The sequence below is a fragment of the Paraglaciecola sp. genome (genome assembly GCF_030730205.1).
GTDB lineage: Bacteria > Pseudomonadota > Gammaproteobacteria > Enterobacterales > Alteromonadaceae > Paraglaciecola.
On the sequence record NZ_JANQVQ010000103.1, the window covers coordinates 1 to 17,636 of the forward strand.

At 45.3% G+C, this 17,636-nt stretch carries 16 protein-coding genes and 1 other annotated feature; of the genes, 4 read left to right on the plus strand and 12 right to left on the minus strand.

The annotated features are described in order from the left end of the window. Positions 1–258 precede the first annotated feature (258 nt). Both NWQ57_RS08105 and NWQ57_RS08110 read right to left on the minus strand, forming a co-directional pair. Positions 259–2,703 carry a CHRD domain-containing protein gene (locus NWQ57_RS08105; RefSeq protein WP_306021640.1) on the minus strand — a complete coding sequence of 815 codons (2,445 nt, stop codon included), beginning with the start codon at positions 2,701–2,703 and terminating at the stop codon, positions 259–261. Between the two features lie 393 nt (positions 2,704–3,096). After that, the gene (locus NWQ57_RS08110; protein WP_306021641.1) at positions 3,097–3,525 is read right to left on the minus strand and encodes a hypothetical protein; all 429 of its coding nucleotides are present in this window, start codon (positions 3,523–3,525) and stop codon (positions 3,097–3,099) included. Positions 3,526–3,836: 311 nt separating this feature from the next. On the opposite strand from NWQ57_RS08110, the gene NWQ57_RS08115 reads away from it, so the two are divergent. Next, positions 3,837–4,406, plus strand: coding sequence for a gluconate 2-dehydrogenase subunit 3 family protein (locus tag NWQ57_RS08115; protein WP_306021642.1), 570 nt, complete (start codon positions 3,837–3,839; stop codon positions 4,404–4,406). Between the two features lie 2 nt (positions 4,407–4,408). Continuing rightward, positions 4,409–6,103 carry a GMC oxidoreductase gene (locus tag NWQ57_RS08120; RefSeq protein WP_306021643.1) on the plus strand — a complete coding sequence of 565 codons (1,695 nt, stop codon included), beginning with the start codon at positions 4,409–4,411 and terminating at the stop codon, positions 6,101–6,103. On the opposite strand, the gene NWQ57_RS08125 is transcribed toward NWQ57_RS08120, so the two are convergent. After that, a complete protein-coding gene (locus NWQ57_RS08125) occupies positions 6,100–6,657 on the minus strand; it encodes a hypothetical protein (RefSeq protein WP_306021644.1) in 558 nt (185 codons plus the stop codon). The genes NWQ57_RS08120 and NWQ57_RS08125 overlap by 4 nt on opposite strands. A gap of 124 nt (positions 6,658–6,781) precedes the next feature. On the opposite strand from NWQ57_RS08125, the gene NWQ57_RS08130 reads away from it, so the two are divergent. Together NWQ57_RS08130 and NWQ57_RS08135 are read left to right on the plus strand one after the other, a co-directional pair. Beyond that, positions 6,782–7,381: an ABC transporter ATP-binding protein gene (locus tag NWQ57_RS08130; RefSeq protein WP_306021655.1), complete on the plus strand. Its 600-nt coding sequence runs from the start codon at positions 6,782–6,784 to the stop codon at positions 7,379–7,381. Continuing rightward, complete coding sequence (locus NWQ57_RS08135) at positions 7,378–8,502, plus strand: DUF6136 family protein (protein WP_306021645.1); 1,125 nt, start codon at positions 7,378–7,380, stop codon at positions 8,500–8,502. Before NWQ57_RS08130 ends, NWQ57_RS08135 begins: the two co-directional genes overlap by 4 nt. Positions 8,503–8,545: 43 nt before the next feature. Here NWQ57_RS08135 and hisIE read toward each other — a convergent pair whose 3' ends face one another. The 9 genes from hisIE to hisG all read right to left on the minus strand — a co-directional run bounded on the left by hisIE (position 8,546) and on the right by hisG (position 17,077). Next, the gene (gene hisIE / locus NWQ57_RS08140; protein WP_306021646.1) at positions 8,546–9,166 is read right to left on the minus strand and encodes a bifunctional phosphoribosyl-AMP cyclohydrolase/phosphoribosyl-ATP diphosphatase HisIE; all 621 of its coding nucleotides are present in this window, start codon (positions 9,164–9,166) and stop codon (positions 8,546–8,548) included. A gap of 1 nt (position 9,167) precedes the next feature. After that, positions 9,168–9,941 (minus strand): imidazole glycerol phosphate synthase subunit HisF, encoded by a 774-nt coding sequence (gene hisF / locus NWQ57_RS08145; protein WP_306021647.1) that lies wholly within the window; start codon positions 9,939–9,941, stop codon positions 9,168–9,170. Positions 9,942–10,139: 198 nt separating this feature from the next. Next, complete coding sequence (locus NWQ57_RS08150) at positions 10,140–11,138, minus strand: branched-chain amino acid aminotransferase (protein ID WP_306021648.1); 999 nt, start codon at positions 11,136–11,138, stop codon at positions 10,140–10,142. Between the two features lie 183 nt (positions 11,139–11,321). Next, positions 11,322–12,056, minus strand: coding sequence for a 1-(5-phosphoribosyl)-5-[(5-phosphoribosylamino)methylideneamino]imidazole-4-carboxamide isomerase (gene hisA / locus NWQ57_RS08155; protein ID WP_306021649.1), 735 nt, complete (start codon positions 12,054–12,056; stop codon positions 11,322–11,324). A gap of 2 nt (positions 12,057–12,058) precedes the next feature. Next, entirely contained in the window at positions 12,059–12,661 is a 603-nt protein-coding gene (gene hisH, locus NWQ57_RS08160; protein ID WP_306021650.1) for an imidazole glycerol phosphate synthase subunit HisH, read from the minus strand. Between the two features lie 2 nt (positions 12,662–12,663). Beyond that, a complete protein-coding gene (gene hisB, locus NWQ57_RS08165; RefSeq protein WP_306021651.1) occupies positions 12,664–13,734 on the minus strand; it encodes a bifunctional histidinol-phosphatase/imidazoleglycerol-phosphate dehydratase HisB in 1,071 nt (356 codons plus the stop codon). Then, positions 13,731–14,867 (minus strand): histidinol-phosphate transaminase, encoded by a 1,137-nt coding sequence (hisC, locus tag NWQ57_RS08170; RefSeq protein WP_306021652.1) that lies wholly within the window; start codon positions 14,865–14,867, stop codon positions 13,731–13,733. Before hisC ends, hisB begins: the two co-directional genes overlap by 4 nt. Beyond that, positions 14,864–16,162, minus strand: a complete 1,299-nt coding sequence (hisD, locus tag NWQ57_RS08175) for a histidinol dehydrogenase (protein ID WP_306021653.1) — start codon at positions 16,160–16,162, stop codon at positions 14,864–14,866. The genes hisC and hisD overlap by 4 nt, the downstream gene beginning before the upstream one ends. A gap of 15 nt (positions 16,163–16,177) precedes the next feature. Continuing rightward, entirely contained in the window at positions 16,178–17,077 is a 900-nt protein-coding gene (gene hisG / locus NWQ57_RS08180; protein ID WP_306021654.1) for an ATP phosphoribosyltransferase, read from the minus strand. A gap of 80 nt (positions 17,078–17,157) precedes the next feature. Continuing rightward, positions 17,158–17,269, minus strand: a sequence feature (His leader region). Between the last annotated feature and the right edge of the window lie 367 nt (positions 17,270–17,636).

Genomic DNA, 17,636 nt, shown 5'->3' on the forward strand with positions numbered 1-17,636 from the left:
GGGTTTTATAACTGTTGTTTAAGCGCATTGTCATAGTTGAGTGATTCGCGTGGAGTGACTTTATTTGAAGAGTACTTGTTAGTGGTGAGTGGCAAATAACGAGCTTTGAGTAGCCCTTATAAGTGAGCGTTACGCAGTAAATTACACCACAAAGATTTATAGCTTAACTACATCTTATGAGTAAAAGACACGCAATAAAAAAGACACTCATAGTCATTTGCTATGAGTGCCCTTGTATGTGTTAGCGCGAAACAGCTATTAAAACCCTAAGGTAATTTGACCGCGTAGTTCACCACTGGGATTTGCCGTAGTATGAAAGTTGGTGTACAAGCCGCCTGCTTGCATCAGGCCCATTGAGGCTGAATCTAAGGTGGTGTTAACCGTCCAAACACCATCACCGGCATCAACAAAGCCTACAGCGACAGCGCCATTTTCGCCTGCCTCTCCAATGTGGATATGGCCCATTGTAGGCGTGATATCAAAGAGGTTCATGGTGCCGTTAATTTCCATCGTTGTGGTATTCAAGGTAATGGCACCCACGGCGGTAGCGCTTGTTGTTACCGCAGGTACTTCTTGTGCTCCTGTGGCCACGACGCCGTAAACCTCAATATTGGCTGGCGTAATTTGCCCTCTTAATTCTCCGCTAGGATTTGCTGGGGTGTGAACGTTAACGTAATGTCCGCCTGACAGCAGTAGTTCAGCGGTCGTGTCATCTAGCTCAATTTCACCATCTGTGCTCCAAACATAGGCATCTGCTGCTAAGGCTGTTGCATCTAAACTGAGGGCTGCGAATACGGGGCCGTTAACGCCAGCAAAACCAGTATGAATGTGTGCCATAGTGGCATCGTTTACGCCGTTGGTTACTACGTTTAGGGTTACACCATTATTCAGGGTGTTGAACAGAGCATAGCCGTAGCCTATTGCTTCGCTAGTGACTTGCGGGATTTCTTGTAACCCACTTAGACCAAAGGTCACTACAGCAGTGGTATCAGGCACTATTTGACCGCGCACCTCACCACCTGGATTAGCCGGAGTGTGCACATTCAAATACCACTGACCACTTAATAGGGCATTAAGAGAGCCTGCAGTCAGCTGGCTTGTGTCTAGGGTAAACAAGCCATCATTATTACTAGTCAAGCCGAAGGCGACTGCACCATTTATACCTATGCTGCCAGCATGAACGTGGGCTGCTGTTGCGCCCTCTACCATGCTTGCGTCTAGGGTTACTCTAAAGGCGGGTAGGCTTTCATCTATTTCAATGGTGGCAGTTGCGCTTGAATCCGTCATAACCATTGGTACTTCTTGACTACCGCTTAATTGTACGGTGTAGGTTTTACTGGCAGTAAACGCGGGGGCTAGATTATCTGCCGTTAGTAACGTAGGCCCATTGTCAGAATCAATTGCGATCGCGGTATATACCTTGTTTACCTCAAGGCCAAGGATGCCTGTTTCAATTGCTACCGTTTTGGTTCCTGCGGCTGTTACCGTGACAATATAATCGCCTGCGGCTAGCTCAACATAGCCTGTTTCACTTAGCATGGGGGTGGTGAATGCAACCCCCGCAAAGGCTGGCTCAACATTAGCAATATCGCCGTCAGGCGTAACATAAATATCTACATTACCTGCTGATGGAGCGGCGTGAAAGATACGTACTTTTGCGGCAGTAGCGATAGGGCGTGGCATGTCGGTGACTAAATCTAAGCCGATTGTAGCAAGCTCGCTATTAGCAAAAGCCGTGTAGAACATCCCCTTTTCTAAAGTGATTTGTGCATCATCAATTGCCACAATCGAATTGTCACTGTCGACTGCCACATCAATTAAGTAGGTGTTTGCATCAACTGAGAGGTAAGCAGTCACATCAGGAAATGCAACGCCATCAAATAGGGTCAGTGCGTTATTAGCTATGACATCAACGGCAGGCGCGTCAGGCACCGCGTGCACCACGCGAATATCGGCCTTAGAATTAACGTCCCACAAGATAAACGAATCTGTGCCGTCGCTTGCTAATAAGCTAACTGGAGAAGAGCCTGTTCCAGTGTTTGTGGTGGCTATGACTAATAAATCGGCACCAGCGGCAAGCTCAACTTCACCGGAGTCATAGACTACGGTTTTGCTGCCAGCGGGCGTCAACCGGATTTGATAACTACCTGCCGGTACTTCAACTTGACCTGTCGCGTCTTTATACGCAGCGGTCGCGAGGGGCTGTTCAACTTCGATATCGGCCATTGGTGCAGTCACATACACATCTACGGTAGGCGCGGTCGATGCTGCATGCACCACTTGAACGCGGACATTGCCAGCAGTGACATCGGAAAGGGTATTAGATACCACAAGAGGCTCAATGCTCGTGTCTGCTACCGAGCCTACTGCAAGCACGCTATAGGTCATGTCTTCATTTAACAATAGGGTTTCACTGATGACGTCTGCGTTGTCACCGGGTAAGTTAGCTTCGACGCTGACTGGGTATGATCCACTGTCTACTTCAATCCAAGCCGATGCTCCTTGATAATCAATATTGTCGAGAGTTTGATTGCCATAGGTGATGTTTACACGTGGTGCATCATAAGCCGCGTGAATAAATCTGAGGTGAGATTTTGCAACGGGCGTAATGGCATCATCTGAATCGCTATTACAAGCCGTTAAGCCAACCGCTAACGAAGCGACAATTAACCCTTTTGTAAGTATTGCTCTGAATCTGTTCATATTAATACCTTGTTAAAGAAATGATTGTTTTTTGTGCGGTTTTGTTACGGCCTGAAATTTTAGGAGGATCACAGAAATTTGCGCAAAGGCGTAAATGACTTAATTCATGCTTTGAAAATAAGGCGAAAATATTTTGAAAACAGTCGTTTAGCCTTAGTTGTACTCGCTGGTATAAACAGAAGCTAATTTAGCTGAGAAAATTGTCTATGTAAGCTTGTTGTAGTCGCTGACGTTAATTTTTCTGCTTGTTGATCGTTTGCAGTTATTCTGCGGCAGGTGATGGAGGCACGGTTTTATCAACATCGCCCTTATTCCTCACTATGTGGGCAAAGGGCGCTTGTAAGCCTGTTTAAATGAAACGCGATGTGCTCTTAAAGCGGTTAAATTCAGCCACTATTGCTCAGCAGGAGGCGGGCTAACATAAATAGCTACTGCGTGGCTGAGCTGATTGGTGACTGGGAAACTGAGTCCGATACCTATGCCCACATTTCGGCCTGACATACCGGTTCCAGAGCCTACTGAGCCAGTCACTTGTTCTTCAGTTTGTTGCAGCAGTACACCATTGGCACCTAATGCCGCCGCTTCGGTTTTTAGGCGCGCAATGATCACTCGTTGCATAGCGTCATCACTAAAGGCTAACGCATTTTTGCTACTTGCTTGGATAAAAGCAATTTGCTCATACTGGGCTGGTGCCGTGTAATAAATCTCAACTTGCTCGGCGTTAATTGCGGGGCGTTTTTCACCTACAATTTGCCGAGAACTGGTCGAGCAGGCACTTATAAATAGGCTAATGAAAACTAGCATGACTAATTTTATGTTCATACAAACCCTTGATAATGGTGGACGTATATGCAGCAAATCATAACTCGCATTGCGAACGAGCAATAGCCCCCTTGAGGTAATATAAAAAATAACAGTGCTTAGCGTGCTGACTAAGTTCACTTAATTTTCTCCACAAATTTTGTGGTATTTCACTATGTCGTTACCTTTTTTTTCGAATCGGCTGATATCGAGATTAAACCCGTTTCTTTACTTTATTTTTCGGTTTAGATATCACATTCTGCCAATGTAGAATTAACGTTTTGTTAACCCACTAACAATATGGAGCTTAACAATGGTAAACGAGGTGAGTAATGAATAGACGGCAAATATTAAAGTATACTGCCATGCTAACGGGTGCTGCAATTTGTGCACCTTTAACAGGAGTGATGTTATCGGGGTGCAGTGAACAGGTAAAAAACACCCCACCCGTGATTGCAAATTTACACTTTTTTTCATCAGAAGATTTTCACTTATTGAGCCAGTTGGTCGATGTCATTTTACCCAAAACTGACAGCCCATCAGCTTCTGAAGTGAAGGTGGACTACATCATCGACAATATGTTTGGTCAAGCCTATCCTGCTGATTATCAGCAAAAATTCATGACAAATTTTGCTGAGTTAAAAGCATTTTTTACTGAAAAAGGGTTTGCTTCACTCAATGCAAAAGAGCAAGAAGCTCTGCTGTTAGCGCTTGAAGGGCTGCCTGAAGCTGAGCGTACTAATGCCTATTGGGCCTATATCGATTTGAAGCAGCAAACAGTCGCCTTTTATTTATCTACTGAAGCAATCGCAGAACATTATCTTAACTATTTACCTATTCCTGGCGAGTTCAAACCTTGTGTACCGCTAGCAGAATTGGGTGGTAAAGCGTGGGCAATTTAAACATGAGTGAAAATAATACATTTGATGCCATTGTTATTGGTTCGGGCATTAGTGGTGGTTTTGCTGCCATGGAACTGTGCACTAAAGGTTATCGTACCCTAGTGTTAGAACGTGGACCGATGATTGAGCACGGTGATTACCCCACCGCCATGTTGGATAAGTGGGATATGCCCAATCAAGGCAAAGTATCACAACAAGAGATCAGTAAACATTACCCTAAACAAAATCGTTTGGCGTGGTGGGTAAATGAAGATAACAAACACTACATCAACAAAGACGATGAGTACCCCTATAACGAAGATGAACGGTTTGATTGGATAAGAGGCCATCACGTGGGCGGACGTTCTTTAATGTGGGGACGTCAATGTTATCGCTGGAGTGATATTGATTTTGAAGCAAACCTGAAAGAGGGCGTTGCGGTTGATTGGCCGATTCGCTACGCAGATATCGCCCCTTGGTACGATTATGTCGAGACGTTTGTAGGCGTTAGCGGGCAAGCTGAAGGCCTCAAACAAGTGCCTGATGGAGTATTTTTAAAACCCTTCCCACTTAATTGCGTTGAGCAAAAATTTCGTGAAGTCGTGGCAGAAACCTACCCCGAGCGGGTGGTTACACCAGGGCGAATTGCGAATTTAACTGAGTATAAACCCGAGGTGCACAAGGGCCTTCGCGGGCAGTGTCAAAGTCGCGATCGTTGCTGGCGTGGTTGTCCCTTTGGCGCTTATTTTAGCAGTCAGGCAGCGACCTTACCTGTAGCCAAGGAAACCGGTAATTTAACCATTCGTCCCGACAGCATAGTTATGGAAATTTTGTATGATGCACAAGCAGGTAAAGCGTCAGGCGTTAGGGTAAAAGACGCGATAACAGGTGATGTGACTGATTATCATGCGCGTATTATCTTTTGTAACGCCAGTACGGTAGGTACAACAGCTATTTTGCTAAACAGTCGTTCAGAAACCTTTCCAAATGGCTTGGGGAACAGCAGTGGTGAGTTGGGACACAATATTATGGACCACCATTATGGTATGGGCGCTTCTGGATTGTGGTCGGGTAACGAAGATGACTATTATCAAGGGCGCAAACCCACTGGGTTTTACATCCCACGTTTTACTAACATAGACGAACAAACTGAGCAAAAAGAGTATAAACGTGGCTTTGGTTATCAAGGCGGAGCAAGGCGTATTGAGAATATACCTGAGGGCAAAGTGGGCCTTGCACTTAAGGACGAGATATTTAAACCAGGGGCGTATCATATTGGCATGACATGTTTTGGCGAAATGCTGCCACATCATGACAACCGGATGTACCTTAATTTTGATGAGCGTGATCAGCATGGGATGCCGATTATTACCTTTGATGCGAAGTTGCGTGAAAACGAATTAGCCCTACGTGAACACGGGGTTAAATGCGCAGTTGAGATGCTTGAAGCAGCAGGTTGTACTAACATAACCAGTTACAATAGCGTGACGGCACCCGGTGCGTGTATCCACGAAATGGGCACTGCAAGAATGGGCCGCGACCCCAAAACCAGCGTGTTAAATCAGTGGAACCAAATGCATGATGTACCAAATGTATTTGTTACTGATGGGGCCTGTATGACTAGCTCTGGCACACAAAACCCCAGTATCACCTATATGGCGTTAACGGCACGAGCTGTGGATTATGCGCATAAACAAATCGAGGCGGGTAAACTTTAGTTTGACTGCTGATTAGCGGCAAAACGAGCTTTCCATTGCTGACGAGCGGCGGCTAAGGTTTGCTCCTTAGTGTGTTGCTCAGAGGAAAGTTCTGCCGCAATTTGCTCAATTATTTCATCTCGTTGGGCAATCAGTTGGTCAGCTTTAGCAAACAAATCTTGCGCTTCTGGATATTGAATTTTCAGAGGCTCAATGTCGTACAATGCATAATAAGCTTGCTCGACGGCATCATTAAATAAACTGCGTTTTGCATGAAATTCAAGGTAGTTAATCGCCATATCTGACTGCAAATAATGGATGTCATCTTCTGGCAAGCCCGCTTCTTTTGCAAGATCCGTGGCTTTAACCAACCACGCTTTTACCGCGGCTTTATCATTTTGTTTAACCGCTTGTTTTACTCCGGCCACAAGATCGCTGGCTTGAAGGATCTGTTGGCGAGTGATCACCGGCAGTACTTGATTAACATCATCCGCTGTCGTGTCTTCACTAGATTGGGAGTACCAAAATCCTAAACCCGCTAACACAATAATCATCGCAGCCAACAATACTTTCATATACTTACCTCTACTCAAAAACGGGCGCAAAGCCTAGCACACTCTCCTTGGACTCAACAAAACTAAAATGCTTTAATATCTGACCATAAAGTGAGATTAACCACAGGATAGCTACCATTTGTTAGTGTTTGAAAAGATCAGCCAATATTACCAACAACGTTGCGTATTTCATGATTTTTCGCTGGAAATTTCTGAACCAAGAGTGCTTATCAGCGGCCCTAACGGCAGCGGTAAAACAACCTTGCTGATGTTAGCCGCGGGCCTAATTACCCCTGACAGCGGTAGGGTCACGCTGACGCAACAATCGGTTTTAAGGCCTGACAGTAAACAGTCTATTGGTATTAGTGCTGCAAAAGTGGCCTTACCCAATTTTTTAACGGTGGCAGAACTGCTGGATTTTCATGCGAAGCAATTTGTCTGTGACATCAGTGAGTACTGGCTAACGCAATTTGGCTTAACGCCTTACTGGCACACTAAGGTGGCTAATTTGTCGCTGGGTAACTACAAAAAACTCAGTTTACTCACGGCAGTCATGCATCAACCTCGCCTCCTGTTGCTAGATGAGCCCGCCAACGGTTTAGATGAAAAAGCCCGTTTGGCACTGAATTTATTGATCAGCGAGTATGAAGGACAGGTGATTATTGCCAGTCACGAGGCCATGGCGGCACAACATCAGCAAGTCAGGCACATTCAGTTGCAGCGCAATGAGCCTGAATCAGTATGAGTTATTGGCAATTTAGACTCAGGTTGTATAACGAGTCACTTAAGCAGTGGTTAGAGAGTGTAAAACAGATCAGTTATGGCTTAGTGGCCTTGTTTCCTTTGGCAGTGCCCGCACTGATATTTTTGCCTTTTGTTGCGTGGGGGATCCTAGCTGACCCTGCTTCTGAACAAACTCGCTATGTGAATACCCTATGGGGATATTTACTTTTTGTCTACGCGTGGATGCATCTCCAGCATCACGGTATTGTCGCGACTCAGCATCACTATTATGTTGCCAGTTTGCCCACAACGGACAGTAAAAAACAGTGGGTCGAACTCGGATTAATTGTATACGGTGCCAATATATTACTGCTTGGTCCGCTGTATTTACTGCTGTCGATGTTATACCAACAAGCTAATACCCTATGGCAGTTGCCACTGGCTTTTGTTGTTGAACAACTCACGCCTATTTTGGGTTTGATTGCTTTGGTCAGTTATTACTGTGTTGCAGCGGTGCGAGTGAGCACACTACCTTGGCTAAGTTTGTTGCTTATGCCTTTATTCGTCTTGCCATGGGTAACTGAATTGGCAAAAGGACAGTGCTTAGTGCTTTGGTGTGCTGCCATTTTAGTCGAACGGCAACTGTCCCTTCCTCGCTTCAAATTGGGTAGTTGGCCAACAGGGTTTTACCGATTACAGCTTCAAGCAGACATTTATAGCCCGCGCTCTGAGAGTTTGCGATTTGTCGGGGTACTGCTGGTGAGCATTTTACTCGGTCTTATGTTTCATGGAGTAAAACCAGAGGCGCAAAGCTATGTAGCGGGCTTTTTAAGTTTCTGCGCTGCCTTAATCATGGCGAGCAGTTTATTTGATGCGCTCTCTTTGATAGAGCGCTATCAGGGCTACTTCAACAGCTTGCCAGTATCGACGGTAAAACGGCTGTCTCAGTGCGTTTGTTATGTTTTGTGTAAAGCCATTCCTGGCCTGTTACTGCTGGCTTATATTGGAGTGTTCACGGCTATGCATTGGGGATTGTGGTTGGTCTTTTACGTCACGAGCTTGATGGGGATTATGCATCGACCTAAGTGGTTTTTTATCTGGCCTGTTGTCAGTGCGATTGTGTTGTTTTTGCTGGTGGCTTAGGCAAGCTAAACGAGCGGTGGAGCCGCTCGTTAATCGTTATCGTCTATTTTTTATGGCGCTGGCGTAGTACTTGTACTACGTCACTTAAACTTAATTCGCTGGCTTGCAGTAAAACAATTAAATGGTAAAGCAAGTCTGCAGATTCGTTTTTGAGTTCTTCTAAGTCTTTCACTGTAGCCGCCAGTGCTGTTTCAACGCCTTCTTCACCGACTTTTTGCGCAATTCGCTTAATGCCTTTGCTGTATAAGTGTGCGGTGTAACTAGACTCGGGATCTGCACCTTTACGTGAGGCAATTAACTGCTCCAGCTCACCGATAAAACTCAAATCCGCCGATTCACTATCAAACCAGCACGTTTCAGTGCCTGTGTGACAGGTAGGGCCGTTTGGATGGGCTAGCACCAATATCGAGTCTTGATCACAATCAGCACTGATTTCGACTAAATCAAGGGTGTTGTTTGAGGTTTCGCCTTTGGTCCACAAACGCTGCTTTGAGCGGCTAAAAAAAGTTACTTTGCCGCTTTCTAAGGTATGGGCTAGGGCATCTTGGTTCATATAACCCTGCATTAGCACCTTACCACTTACGGCATTTTGCACGATGCATGGCAACAGGTTATCCATTTTTTGCCAAGCCAGCTCTGCAATGTTTTGTTTATTAATTTTCATGTCAATCTCGAATTTGGATGTTTTGCGCTCTTAAGTAAGCCTTTAAGTCTTGAATAGGGATAATGCCTTTGTGAAAAACCGATGCCGCTAATGCGCCATCTACATCGGCTTGCTCAAATACATGACTAAAATGCACCAACTCGCCAGCACCGCCAGAGGCGATTAAGGGCACTTTACAGTTTTGACGAATTGCGGCTAATTGTGCAATGTCATAGCCTTGGCGCACACCGTCTTGATTCATACAATTCAGTACGATTTCGCCCGCGCCGCGTTGTTGTACTTCTTTGACCCAATCAGCGGTTTGCCACGTCGTTACTTGTGTGCGGCTCTCGTCGCCTGTGTATTGGTGCACTTGATACACACCGGTATCTTCGTTGTAGTAACTGTCGATACCAACCACCACACATTGCTGGCCATAGGTATCATGTAATCGTGTAATCAGTTCAGGATCGGCCAAAGCAGGGGAGTTAACTGATATTTTATCGGCCCCCATTTCAAGAATATGGCCTGCTTGTTCAACGGTTTTAATTCCGCCGGCCACACAAAAAGGGATGTCTATTACTTGGGCAATGCGAGTTACCCAGCTTTTGTCGACCACTCGTTGATCACTTGAGGCCGTGATGTCATAAAACACCAATTCGTCAGCACCTTCTTGGGCATAACGCTGGGCGAGGGGCACAATATCACCAATTATTTCGTGGTTGCGGAATTTTACCCCCTTTACCACTTTGCCATCTTTTACATCCAAACAGGGGATAATGCGTCTTGCGAGCATAATATTTCCTTCAGGGCAGTTTCGAGTTACTAGCAACGAGTTTCGAGCTGCAAAATTTAAATCAACATCAAGTCGTGAGCAACGAGCGACAAAAATACTAACAAGCGGCTTACCGATATAAACCTCAAACAACCGCTATAACTAAGCACGCTTAGCCGGTTCTTTTGCTGGTAACTCGCTGCTCCTCGTCGATATTTGTTAAACGACTTGGGTCAACCAACCATGGGTATCAGGAGCTTTGCCCCATTGAATATCATTCAATGCTTGTCGTAATTTTTGCGTGGTTGGGCCCGCTTCACCGGTGCCAACCTTGTGTTCTTTACCGTTATGGATAAAGGTACCAATTGGCGTTAATACTGCTGCCGTACCAGATAAGGCGGCTTCTACTGAGGGTTTCGCGGCACGTTCGAGCAATTCATCTACGGTGATATTGCGCTCACTTACCGTCATACCTAAATCAGCGGCAAGCGTTAAAATAGTAGAGCGTGTGACACCGTGTAAAAAGCTGCTGTCTAAGCCTTTGGTGATGATTTCGTTACCATCGATCAGTAAAAAGTTTGCGGCACCGGTTTCTTGCACGTCACCGCCTGGACAAAACAATATTTGGTCGGCTTGTACTTCTGCTTTGGCTCTTAAAATAGGACCTAAGGCGCTGGCGTAGTTACCGCCGCTTTTAATCATCCCCATGTGCGGTGCGCAGCGCATGCCTGTCTCATCTAACAAAATACGCAGAGCTTTAGCGCCAGCAGTAAAATAATCACCAACAGGTGATAACAATACATACAACATGGACGTTGCTGTTGGGGCGGCGGCCTTACCAATCGCACCTTCAGTACCAATATGGGTAGGGCGAATGTACATTGAACCGGGAGGCTCCGGTACATCAGCGGCATATTGTGCCACGATATCTAAAATCATCTGTGATACTTGGCTTTCATCAATCGCCGGCAATGATAAGAAACGACTACTTTGAGCAAAGCGTTTCACGTTTTGGTCCATTCGAAAAACGTGCACACTGCCATCAGAATGGCGAAAGGCTTTCAAGCCCTCAAAGCATGTACTGGAGTAATGCAATACGTGGGCACCAGGATGCAATTGAATGCTGTCTGCTGCAACTGTTGCTGCAGGGCTCCACTGATTGTTTTCGAAGGTGGTTAATGCCATCTTGGGCATAAACACGGTACCAAACGCCGCCATTGTCGATTCCTATTAAGTTGTTTGTTTTCTAAGCACAGATCTTTTGCTCTATGCTGCTTTAATACTGATGCGCTGAATTATTCAGTAAGCCTCTTTGCATGGCAATTAACAAGCGCCGCTATGGCTGATTAATTGTTAACTGTGGTGTTTGCTAAAGTTGCCAGTCTTTATCAAGCCCTTTTTCTATGCTTGCCAGCAGGCAATCGCTTGCTCAACCGTAAATTTACCTTCCAGTAACGCTCTGCCTAGTATCACGCCACTGACACCGCTGGGCTTTAAGATTTCAATATCGGCTAATTTTCCTATGCCACCAGAGGCTTGCCATCCTACAGTGGGAAAGCGTGCGGCAAGCTCAGTATATAACTGATGATTTGCGCCTTGCAGTGTGCCATCACGGCTAATATCTGTGCAAAGAACATGTTGTGCGCCCACCGACAAAAAGTCTTCTAACAAGGCTTCGATAGGCACTCCTGAGTTTTCTTGCCAGCCGTGGGTGGCGATAAACTTATTCCCACTTTCATCGATATTAATATCAAGAGCTAAGACGATGGCTTCGCTACCGTATTTTTGCATCCATGATTTAACCAAAGCAGGCTCTTTCACCGCCAATGAGCCGATAACCACACGTTTTACACCAATATCAAGCAACTGTGCCACATCGTGCTCGGTACGAATTCCACCACCGGCTTGAAAGTCCATACGTTGAGTGGCTACCATGTCACCAATTAATTTAAGCTGACGTTTACTGGTGTCTTTGGCGCCGGTTAAATCAACAATGTGTAACCATGTGGCCCCTTGGTCAGCGTAATCATTAACCACATCTATGGGGTTCAATTTGTATTCAGTTTTTTGTGCGTAGTCGCCTTGGTAGAGACGAACCACATTTCCATCAATTAAATCTATGGCTGGGATAATCATATTTATAACTCAATAAAGTTCTTTAAAAGCTCAGCGCCAGCATCGCTGGAACGTTCGGGGTGAAATTGCACACCAAAAAAATTGTCTTTGTGTAATGCCGCAGAAAAGTCCATCCCATATTGGCAACTGGCCATAGTATATTCACCCACCGCCACGGCAAAACTGTGCACAAAATAAAAATAGGTGCCAGCTGGTATGCCCTTGAATAAAGGCGCGTCGCCTTGAGGACTTACGGTATTCCACCCCATATGTGGTAGGCGTAAATCACCCACTTGCATGCGTTTTACTTCGCCCGGTATCACGTTCAAGCAGGCAGTAGAACCACTTAAGCTTTCCGCTGACTTTTCTACCATCAGTTGCATACCTAAACAAATGCCTAGCACAGGTTGTTGTAAGCCTTGAATGCAGCTAATCAGGTTTTTTTGCTCGATGCTGGCCATCGCTGCATTAGCACTGCCAACACCTGGCAGAAACACTTTGTCAGCGCCTCTAATAACGCCTAGATCATCACTGACATGTACGCTCACACCGAGTCGTTCAACCGCAAACTTAACCGAGGAGATATTCGCGCAACCCGTATTTACGATCACAATTTGCTGGCTCATGCTTACAGCGCTCCTTTGCTGCTTGGTAAGGCTTCGCCTTGTTTGTGAATGGCTTGACGCAGTGCACGGCCAAAGACTTTGAACAAGCTTTCTACTTGGTGATGAGCATTGCCCTCAGTGGTCGACAGGTGCAACGACAAACCCATTGCTTGGGCAATTGAGTAGAAGAAATGCGGCACCATTTCTGTGGCCATGTCACCCACTTGATCACGGCTAAATTGCGCTTCAAATTTAAGGTGGGGACGGTTTGAAATATCCATAATACATTCTGCCCGGCACTCGTCCATTGGCAAGGCAAAACCAAAACGGCCAATACCGCGTTTGTCACCCAAGGCTTTTTTCAAGGCTTCGCCTAATGCTAGGGCGGTGTCTTCAACGCTGTGGTGATCATCGATATGTAAATCACCATCAGTTTTAAGCGTTAATTCAAAACCACCGTGGGTAGCAATTTGATCAAGCATATGATCAAAAAAACCAAGGCCGGTGTGAATACTGGATTTGGCAGTAGAGTCTAAATCAACGGTGACTTCAATATTGGTTTCAGAAGTCTTACGCACAACCGTAGCCACCCGACTTGAAGACAATAGTTGTTTTTCAATGGCTGGCCAGTTGATGGTGTCGCGATCGTATTTAATGCCAACAATGCCCATATTCTCAGCCAATTGGATATCAGTAGGTCGATCACCAATGACATATGAACGGGTGAAGTCAACACGGCCTTGCTGTAAATAGTCTTTCACCATACCTAACTTGGGCTTGCGGCAACTGCAATTTTCATGGTCAAAATGCGGGCAAATTAATACGTCGTCAAACTTCACACCTTGACTGGCGAAGATGGCCATCATCATGTTGTGCGGCGCATCAAAGTCAGCTTGTGGAAAGCTGTCAGTGCCTAAACCATCTTGGTTAGTGACCATCACTAGGCGGAAGCCCGCTTGTTGTAACTTCAATAAAACCGGGATCACCTGAGGTTCAAACACTAGCTTTTCTAGGCTATCTAATTGTTTATCGATAGCGGGCTCTTCGACTAGTGTGCCATCACGGTCGATAAATAGAATGGCTTGTTGGCTCATGCTGGTGTTCCTAAGGTTTGGTAAAATTGATTAATTAACGCCAGTAATTGTGCATTTTGTTGCACGCTGCCCACAGTAATACGCAAGCAGTTGGCCAAATTACGTTGTTTACTCTGGTCACGAATAAACATTTTGTTGCTGACTAAAAAGTCCATCAGCGCTTGTTTCTGCCCGCAGCGAAACAGAATAAAGTTAGCTTTATCATCACCGATTAGCTCAATACCGGGTAATATTTGCAAGGACTGCTTGAGTTTACTTTTTTCATCAGCTATCGCTTTTATTTGCTCGTTCATCAAACGAAGGCCATTGGCACTCAGGGCTTGTGCGGCAATTTGTGCTACCGGCTCTGGCATCGGGTAAGGCGCAATGACTTTAAGTAAAGTATGAATAATGGCTTCGTTTGCTAAGGTAAACCCACAGCGAATACCTGCCAGTGCAAAGGCCTTAGACAAGGTTCGTAAAATAACCAAGTTTGGGTAGTCTGTTAAGCGCGGTGCAAAGGTACTTTGTAAGTCAAACTCAATATAAGCCTCATCCACTACCACTAGGGCAGAGTCAGAAAAATGTTCAAGTACTTGCTCGATTTGCTCGGCGGCAACACGGGTGCCTGTAGGATTATTAGGCGAGCAAATAAACACTATATTGACAGCATCTTTAAAACCTTTTATGGCTTCGATATCCAAGGAAAAGTCGCTATTAAGGGGGGCTATTTCAACACCTACATTGCAGGTTTCTGCGCTAATCGCATACATGCCATAAGTAGGCGGGCAAATTAAAATACGGTCTTGGCCTGGCGTACAAAAAGCGCGAATGAGTAATTCAATGCCTTCGTCTGCGCCGCGGCTTACCAAAAGCTGCTTATTGTTCACGCCGGCATAGGCAGCATAAGACTTAATCACCGAGCTTGGCTGGCAATCGGGGTAGCGATTCAATCGATCGCAATCCAGTTCATAGCCATTGGCAAAAGGCGACTCGTTGGCATTTAACCATACGGGCACTTGAGCATCTTGGCTATTGTCGCTGGCTGCAAATAAGCGTCTCGCTGATTCATACGGCACTAAGGCTTTTAAATTTTCGCAGACAAGTCTGTCAACTAAGCCTTCAACCATGGCCTTGTTATTACTTTGGCTCATCGTTTTTCTCCAATATTTAAGCGCAGTGCAACCGCTTGTCTGTGAGCATCTAAGCCTTCAGCGTCAGCCAAATCCATAATCGCATTACCAATGTAGCGTAAGCCTTGGTAACTGAGTTCTTGCACCGTATATCGGCGCATAAAGTCTGCTAAACCCAAGCTAGAGTAATTGCGTGCATAGCCATAGGTGGGCAATACATGATTAGTACCACTGGCATAATCACCGGCTGATTCAGGTGACCATTGACCAACAAAAATAGACCCGGCATTTTTTAAGCTTGCTAAGGCTTCACGGGCTTGCTCGACCTGAACAATTAGGTGTTCTGGTGCGTAGGCATTACTGACTTCATATGCTTCTTCAATGGAGTCGGTCAATATATAACGACTGTGCTCAACGGCTTGCGTCGCTATGGTTTGACGACTCAATGTAGTGAGTTGTTCTGCAACTTGTGCTTTTACAGCTTCAATTAAGACTGCGCTGTCTGAAACCAGCACCGCTTGTGAGTCAGCGCCGTGCTCGGCTTGCGATAATAAATCAGCGGCGACAAATACAGGGTTGGCTTTGGCATCTGCAATGACCAGCACTTCTGAAGGGCCTGCGGGCATATCAATCGCTGGACCTGCTGGAATACGGCTCACTTGTTGTTTGGCTTCTGTCACAAAACTATTACCAGGGCCAAAAATTTTATCAACTTTAGCAATGGATTCTGTGCCTAAGGCAAGCGCGGCAATTGCTTGTGCACCGCCCACTAAATAAATTTCATCAATGCCACACAACTGAGCGGCATAGCGAATTTCGAGGGCAATTTCACCCTGCTTATTGGGTGGCGTACATAAAACCTTGCGTTCACAGCCTGCAACTTGGGCTGTTACGCCTAACATTAAAACGGTAGAAGGTAAGGGCGCACTGCCCCCTGGAATATACAAGCCAACAGAGCTAAGTGGAGCGTGTTTTAACTCGCATAATACCCCAGGTGAAGTTTCTACTTTCACATCAGTGGGGTATTGTGCCTGATGAAAGCGTTTGATATTGGCATAGGCTTGTTCAATCGCGCGTTTTACTTTGGGCGAAAGTTGGGCTTCAAGATCTTGCATGGCAGAGTCAGCAATAGGTAACTGACTGAGCTTCGCACCGTCAAAACGTTCCGTAAGAGCAAATAACGCTTGGTCACCTTGCTCTTTAACTTGTTGAATAATATCAGCAACAATTTGGCTTAACTTGGCATTGTCGGCCATCGCCGGACGACTCAGTAAAGCGAGCTGTTGCTCAGTATTTAGCGCTGACCACTTTTGCATGACTGTTGCCTGCTCCTAGTTCATCATCTTTTCAATAGGCATAACAAGTATTGAGCTACAACCCAATGCTTTTAGCTTTTCCATGGTTTCCCAAAATAAGTTTTCAGGGCTAACGACATGGATGGCCACAGTATTATCGTTGCCTGCTAAGGGGAGAACCGTTGGGTTTTCAGAGCCTGGTAGTAAGGTTTTAACCTGCTCTAAATACGCCTTAGGCGCGTGTAACATAATGTATTTACTTTCTTTAGCTTGAATTACCCCGTCAATACGTGGCAATAGTTTGTTAATCAGAGCTTGTTTGGCTTCGGGTAATTCACCAGAGCGTTGAATGAAAATTGCTTTTGAGCGGAAAATCACGTCTTCTTCGTGTAAACCATTCGCCTCTAAGGTGGCACCAGTTGAAACCAAGTCACAAATTGCTTCGGCAACACCTGCACGAGGTGCAACTTCAACTGAGCCTGTTAACATAACCGCTTGTGCATCAACGTTATTTTCTTTGAAAAAACGCTCTAATAAAAACGGGTAGGTGGTAGCGACTTTTTTGCCTGTTAAAGACTGCACACCTTGGTAATCAAACTCATTAGGTACCGCAATAGACAAACGACAACCACCATAATCTAAACGACGTAATTCTTTATAGTCATGGCGTTTGCCTGCAGCTTGGCGCTCAAGCATTTTTTCTTCTAATTCGTTTTCACCGATAAAACCAAGGTCAACGACACCGTCCATCACTAAACCGGGGATATCATCATCGCGCACCAACAAGAGGTCGATGGGTTGGTTAGTAGAATGAGCAATCAACAAACGATCGCGTATTTGTAGTTTGATGCCAATGGCTTTTAACAACGCAATGCTGTCGTCACTAAGGCGACCTGATTTTTGCACTGCGATACGAAGTCTGTTGTTATCACTCATGTTTTATCCCGTTTAATTTTCTAAATTCAAACTGTTATTGGCAACATTGCCTGATATTCATTGCGAGGGGCCTTTAAATGAAAAACCCCCGAAAGTTGCCTTCCGGGGGTTGAGAAAAAATTCTGCGCCACTGGAAGGGTAATTAAACCTTCCAGCCTAGACCTGAAAGGTTAAGCTTTATGGTGGTGATGGACGCCTTGCAATGAATTTTTCAAAATTTTTTTCCTGTGCTTAGGTGCGTTACAACATCATGAATCATAATATAATGTTGTGCCCTCAATCTTGGCGCATACATTATTCAATTGGCTTTATTAATGCAAGCCTAAATCAAGCTTAAATGAAGGTTTTTGCCTCTTACTTAAAACAAAATCGACTAAATAGGGTCAAACGAGTAAGGTGTTTTTTTAAAGACCTATATCAAGGAGACGATATAGTGAATAGCCGATTAAAAAGTGAGCGATAAATTATGTCCAGCGATTTACTTTTTTCAGTGTTACCTAGAGAAGGCAAAGTGCCGATTGCTCATGATGAGTTAAAGGTGCAAAAAGTGGAAAAAGAA

Excerpts from the sequence above, each read along its gene's own strand:
- hisB (WP_306021651.1), bottom strand. The coding sequence starts at position 13,734 with ATGAGCCAACAAGCCATTCTATTTATCGACCGTGATGGCACACTAGTC.
- hisF (WP_306021647.1), bottom strand. The coding sequence starts at position 9,941 with ATGCTCGCAAGACGCATTATCCCCTGTTTGGATGTAAAAGATGGCAAA.
- hisH (WP_306021650.1), bottom strand. The coding sequence starts at position 12,661 with ATGAGCCAGCAAATTGTGATCGTAAATACGGGTTGCGCGAATATCTCC.
- hisG (WP_306021654.1), bottom strand. The coding sequence starts at position 17,077 with ATGAGTGATAACAACAGACTTCGTATCGCAGTGCAAAAATCAGGTCGC.
- NWQ57_RS08150 (WP_306021648.1), bottom strand. The coding sequence starts at position 11,138 with ATGGCGGCGTTTGGTACCGTGTTTATGCCCAAGATGGCATTAACCACC.
- hisA (WP_306021649.1), bottom strand. The coding sequence starts at position 12,056 with ATGATTATCCCAGCCATAGATTTAATTGATGGAAATGTGGTTCGTCTC.
- hisD (WP_306021653.1), bottom strand. The coding sequence starts at position 16,162 with ATGCAAAAGTGGTCAGCGCTAAATACTGAGCAACAGCTCGCTTTACTG.
- NWQ57_RS08110 (WP_306021641.1), bottom strand. The coding sequence starts at position 3,525 with ATGAACATAAAATTAGTCATGCTAGTTTTCATTAGCCTATTTATAAGT.
- NWQ57_RS08120 (WP_306021643.1), top strand. The coding sequence starts at position 4,409 with ATGAGTGAAAATAATACATTTGATGCCATTGTTATTGGTTCGGGCATT.
- NWQ57_RS08105 (WP_306021640.1), bottom strand. The coding sequence starts at position 2,703 with ATGAACAGATTCAGAGCAATACTTACAAAAGGGTTAATTGTCGCTTCG.
- NWQ57_RS08125 (WP_306021644.1), bottom strand. The coding sequence starts at position 6,657 with ATGAAAGTATTGTTGGCTGCGATGATTATTGTGTTAGCGGGTTTAGGA.
- NWQ57_RS08115 (WP_306021642.1), top strand. The coding sequence starts at position 3,837 with ATGAATAGACGGCAAATATTAAAGTATACTGCCATGCTAACGGGTGCT.
- hisC (WP_306021652.1), bottom strand. The coding sequence starts at position 14,867 with ATGAGCCAAAGTAATAACAAGGCCATGGTTGAAGGCTTAGTTGACAGA.
- hisIE (WP_306021646.1), bottom strand. The coding sequence starts at position 9,166 with ATGAAAATTAATAAACAAAACATTGCAGAGCTGGCTTGGCAAAAAATG.
- NWQ57_RS08135 (WP_306021645.1), top strand. The coding sequence starts at position 7,378 with ATGAGTTATTGGCAATTTAGACTCAGGTTGTATAACGAGTCACTTAAG.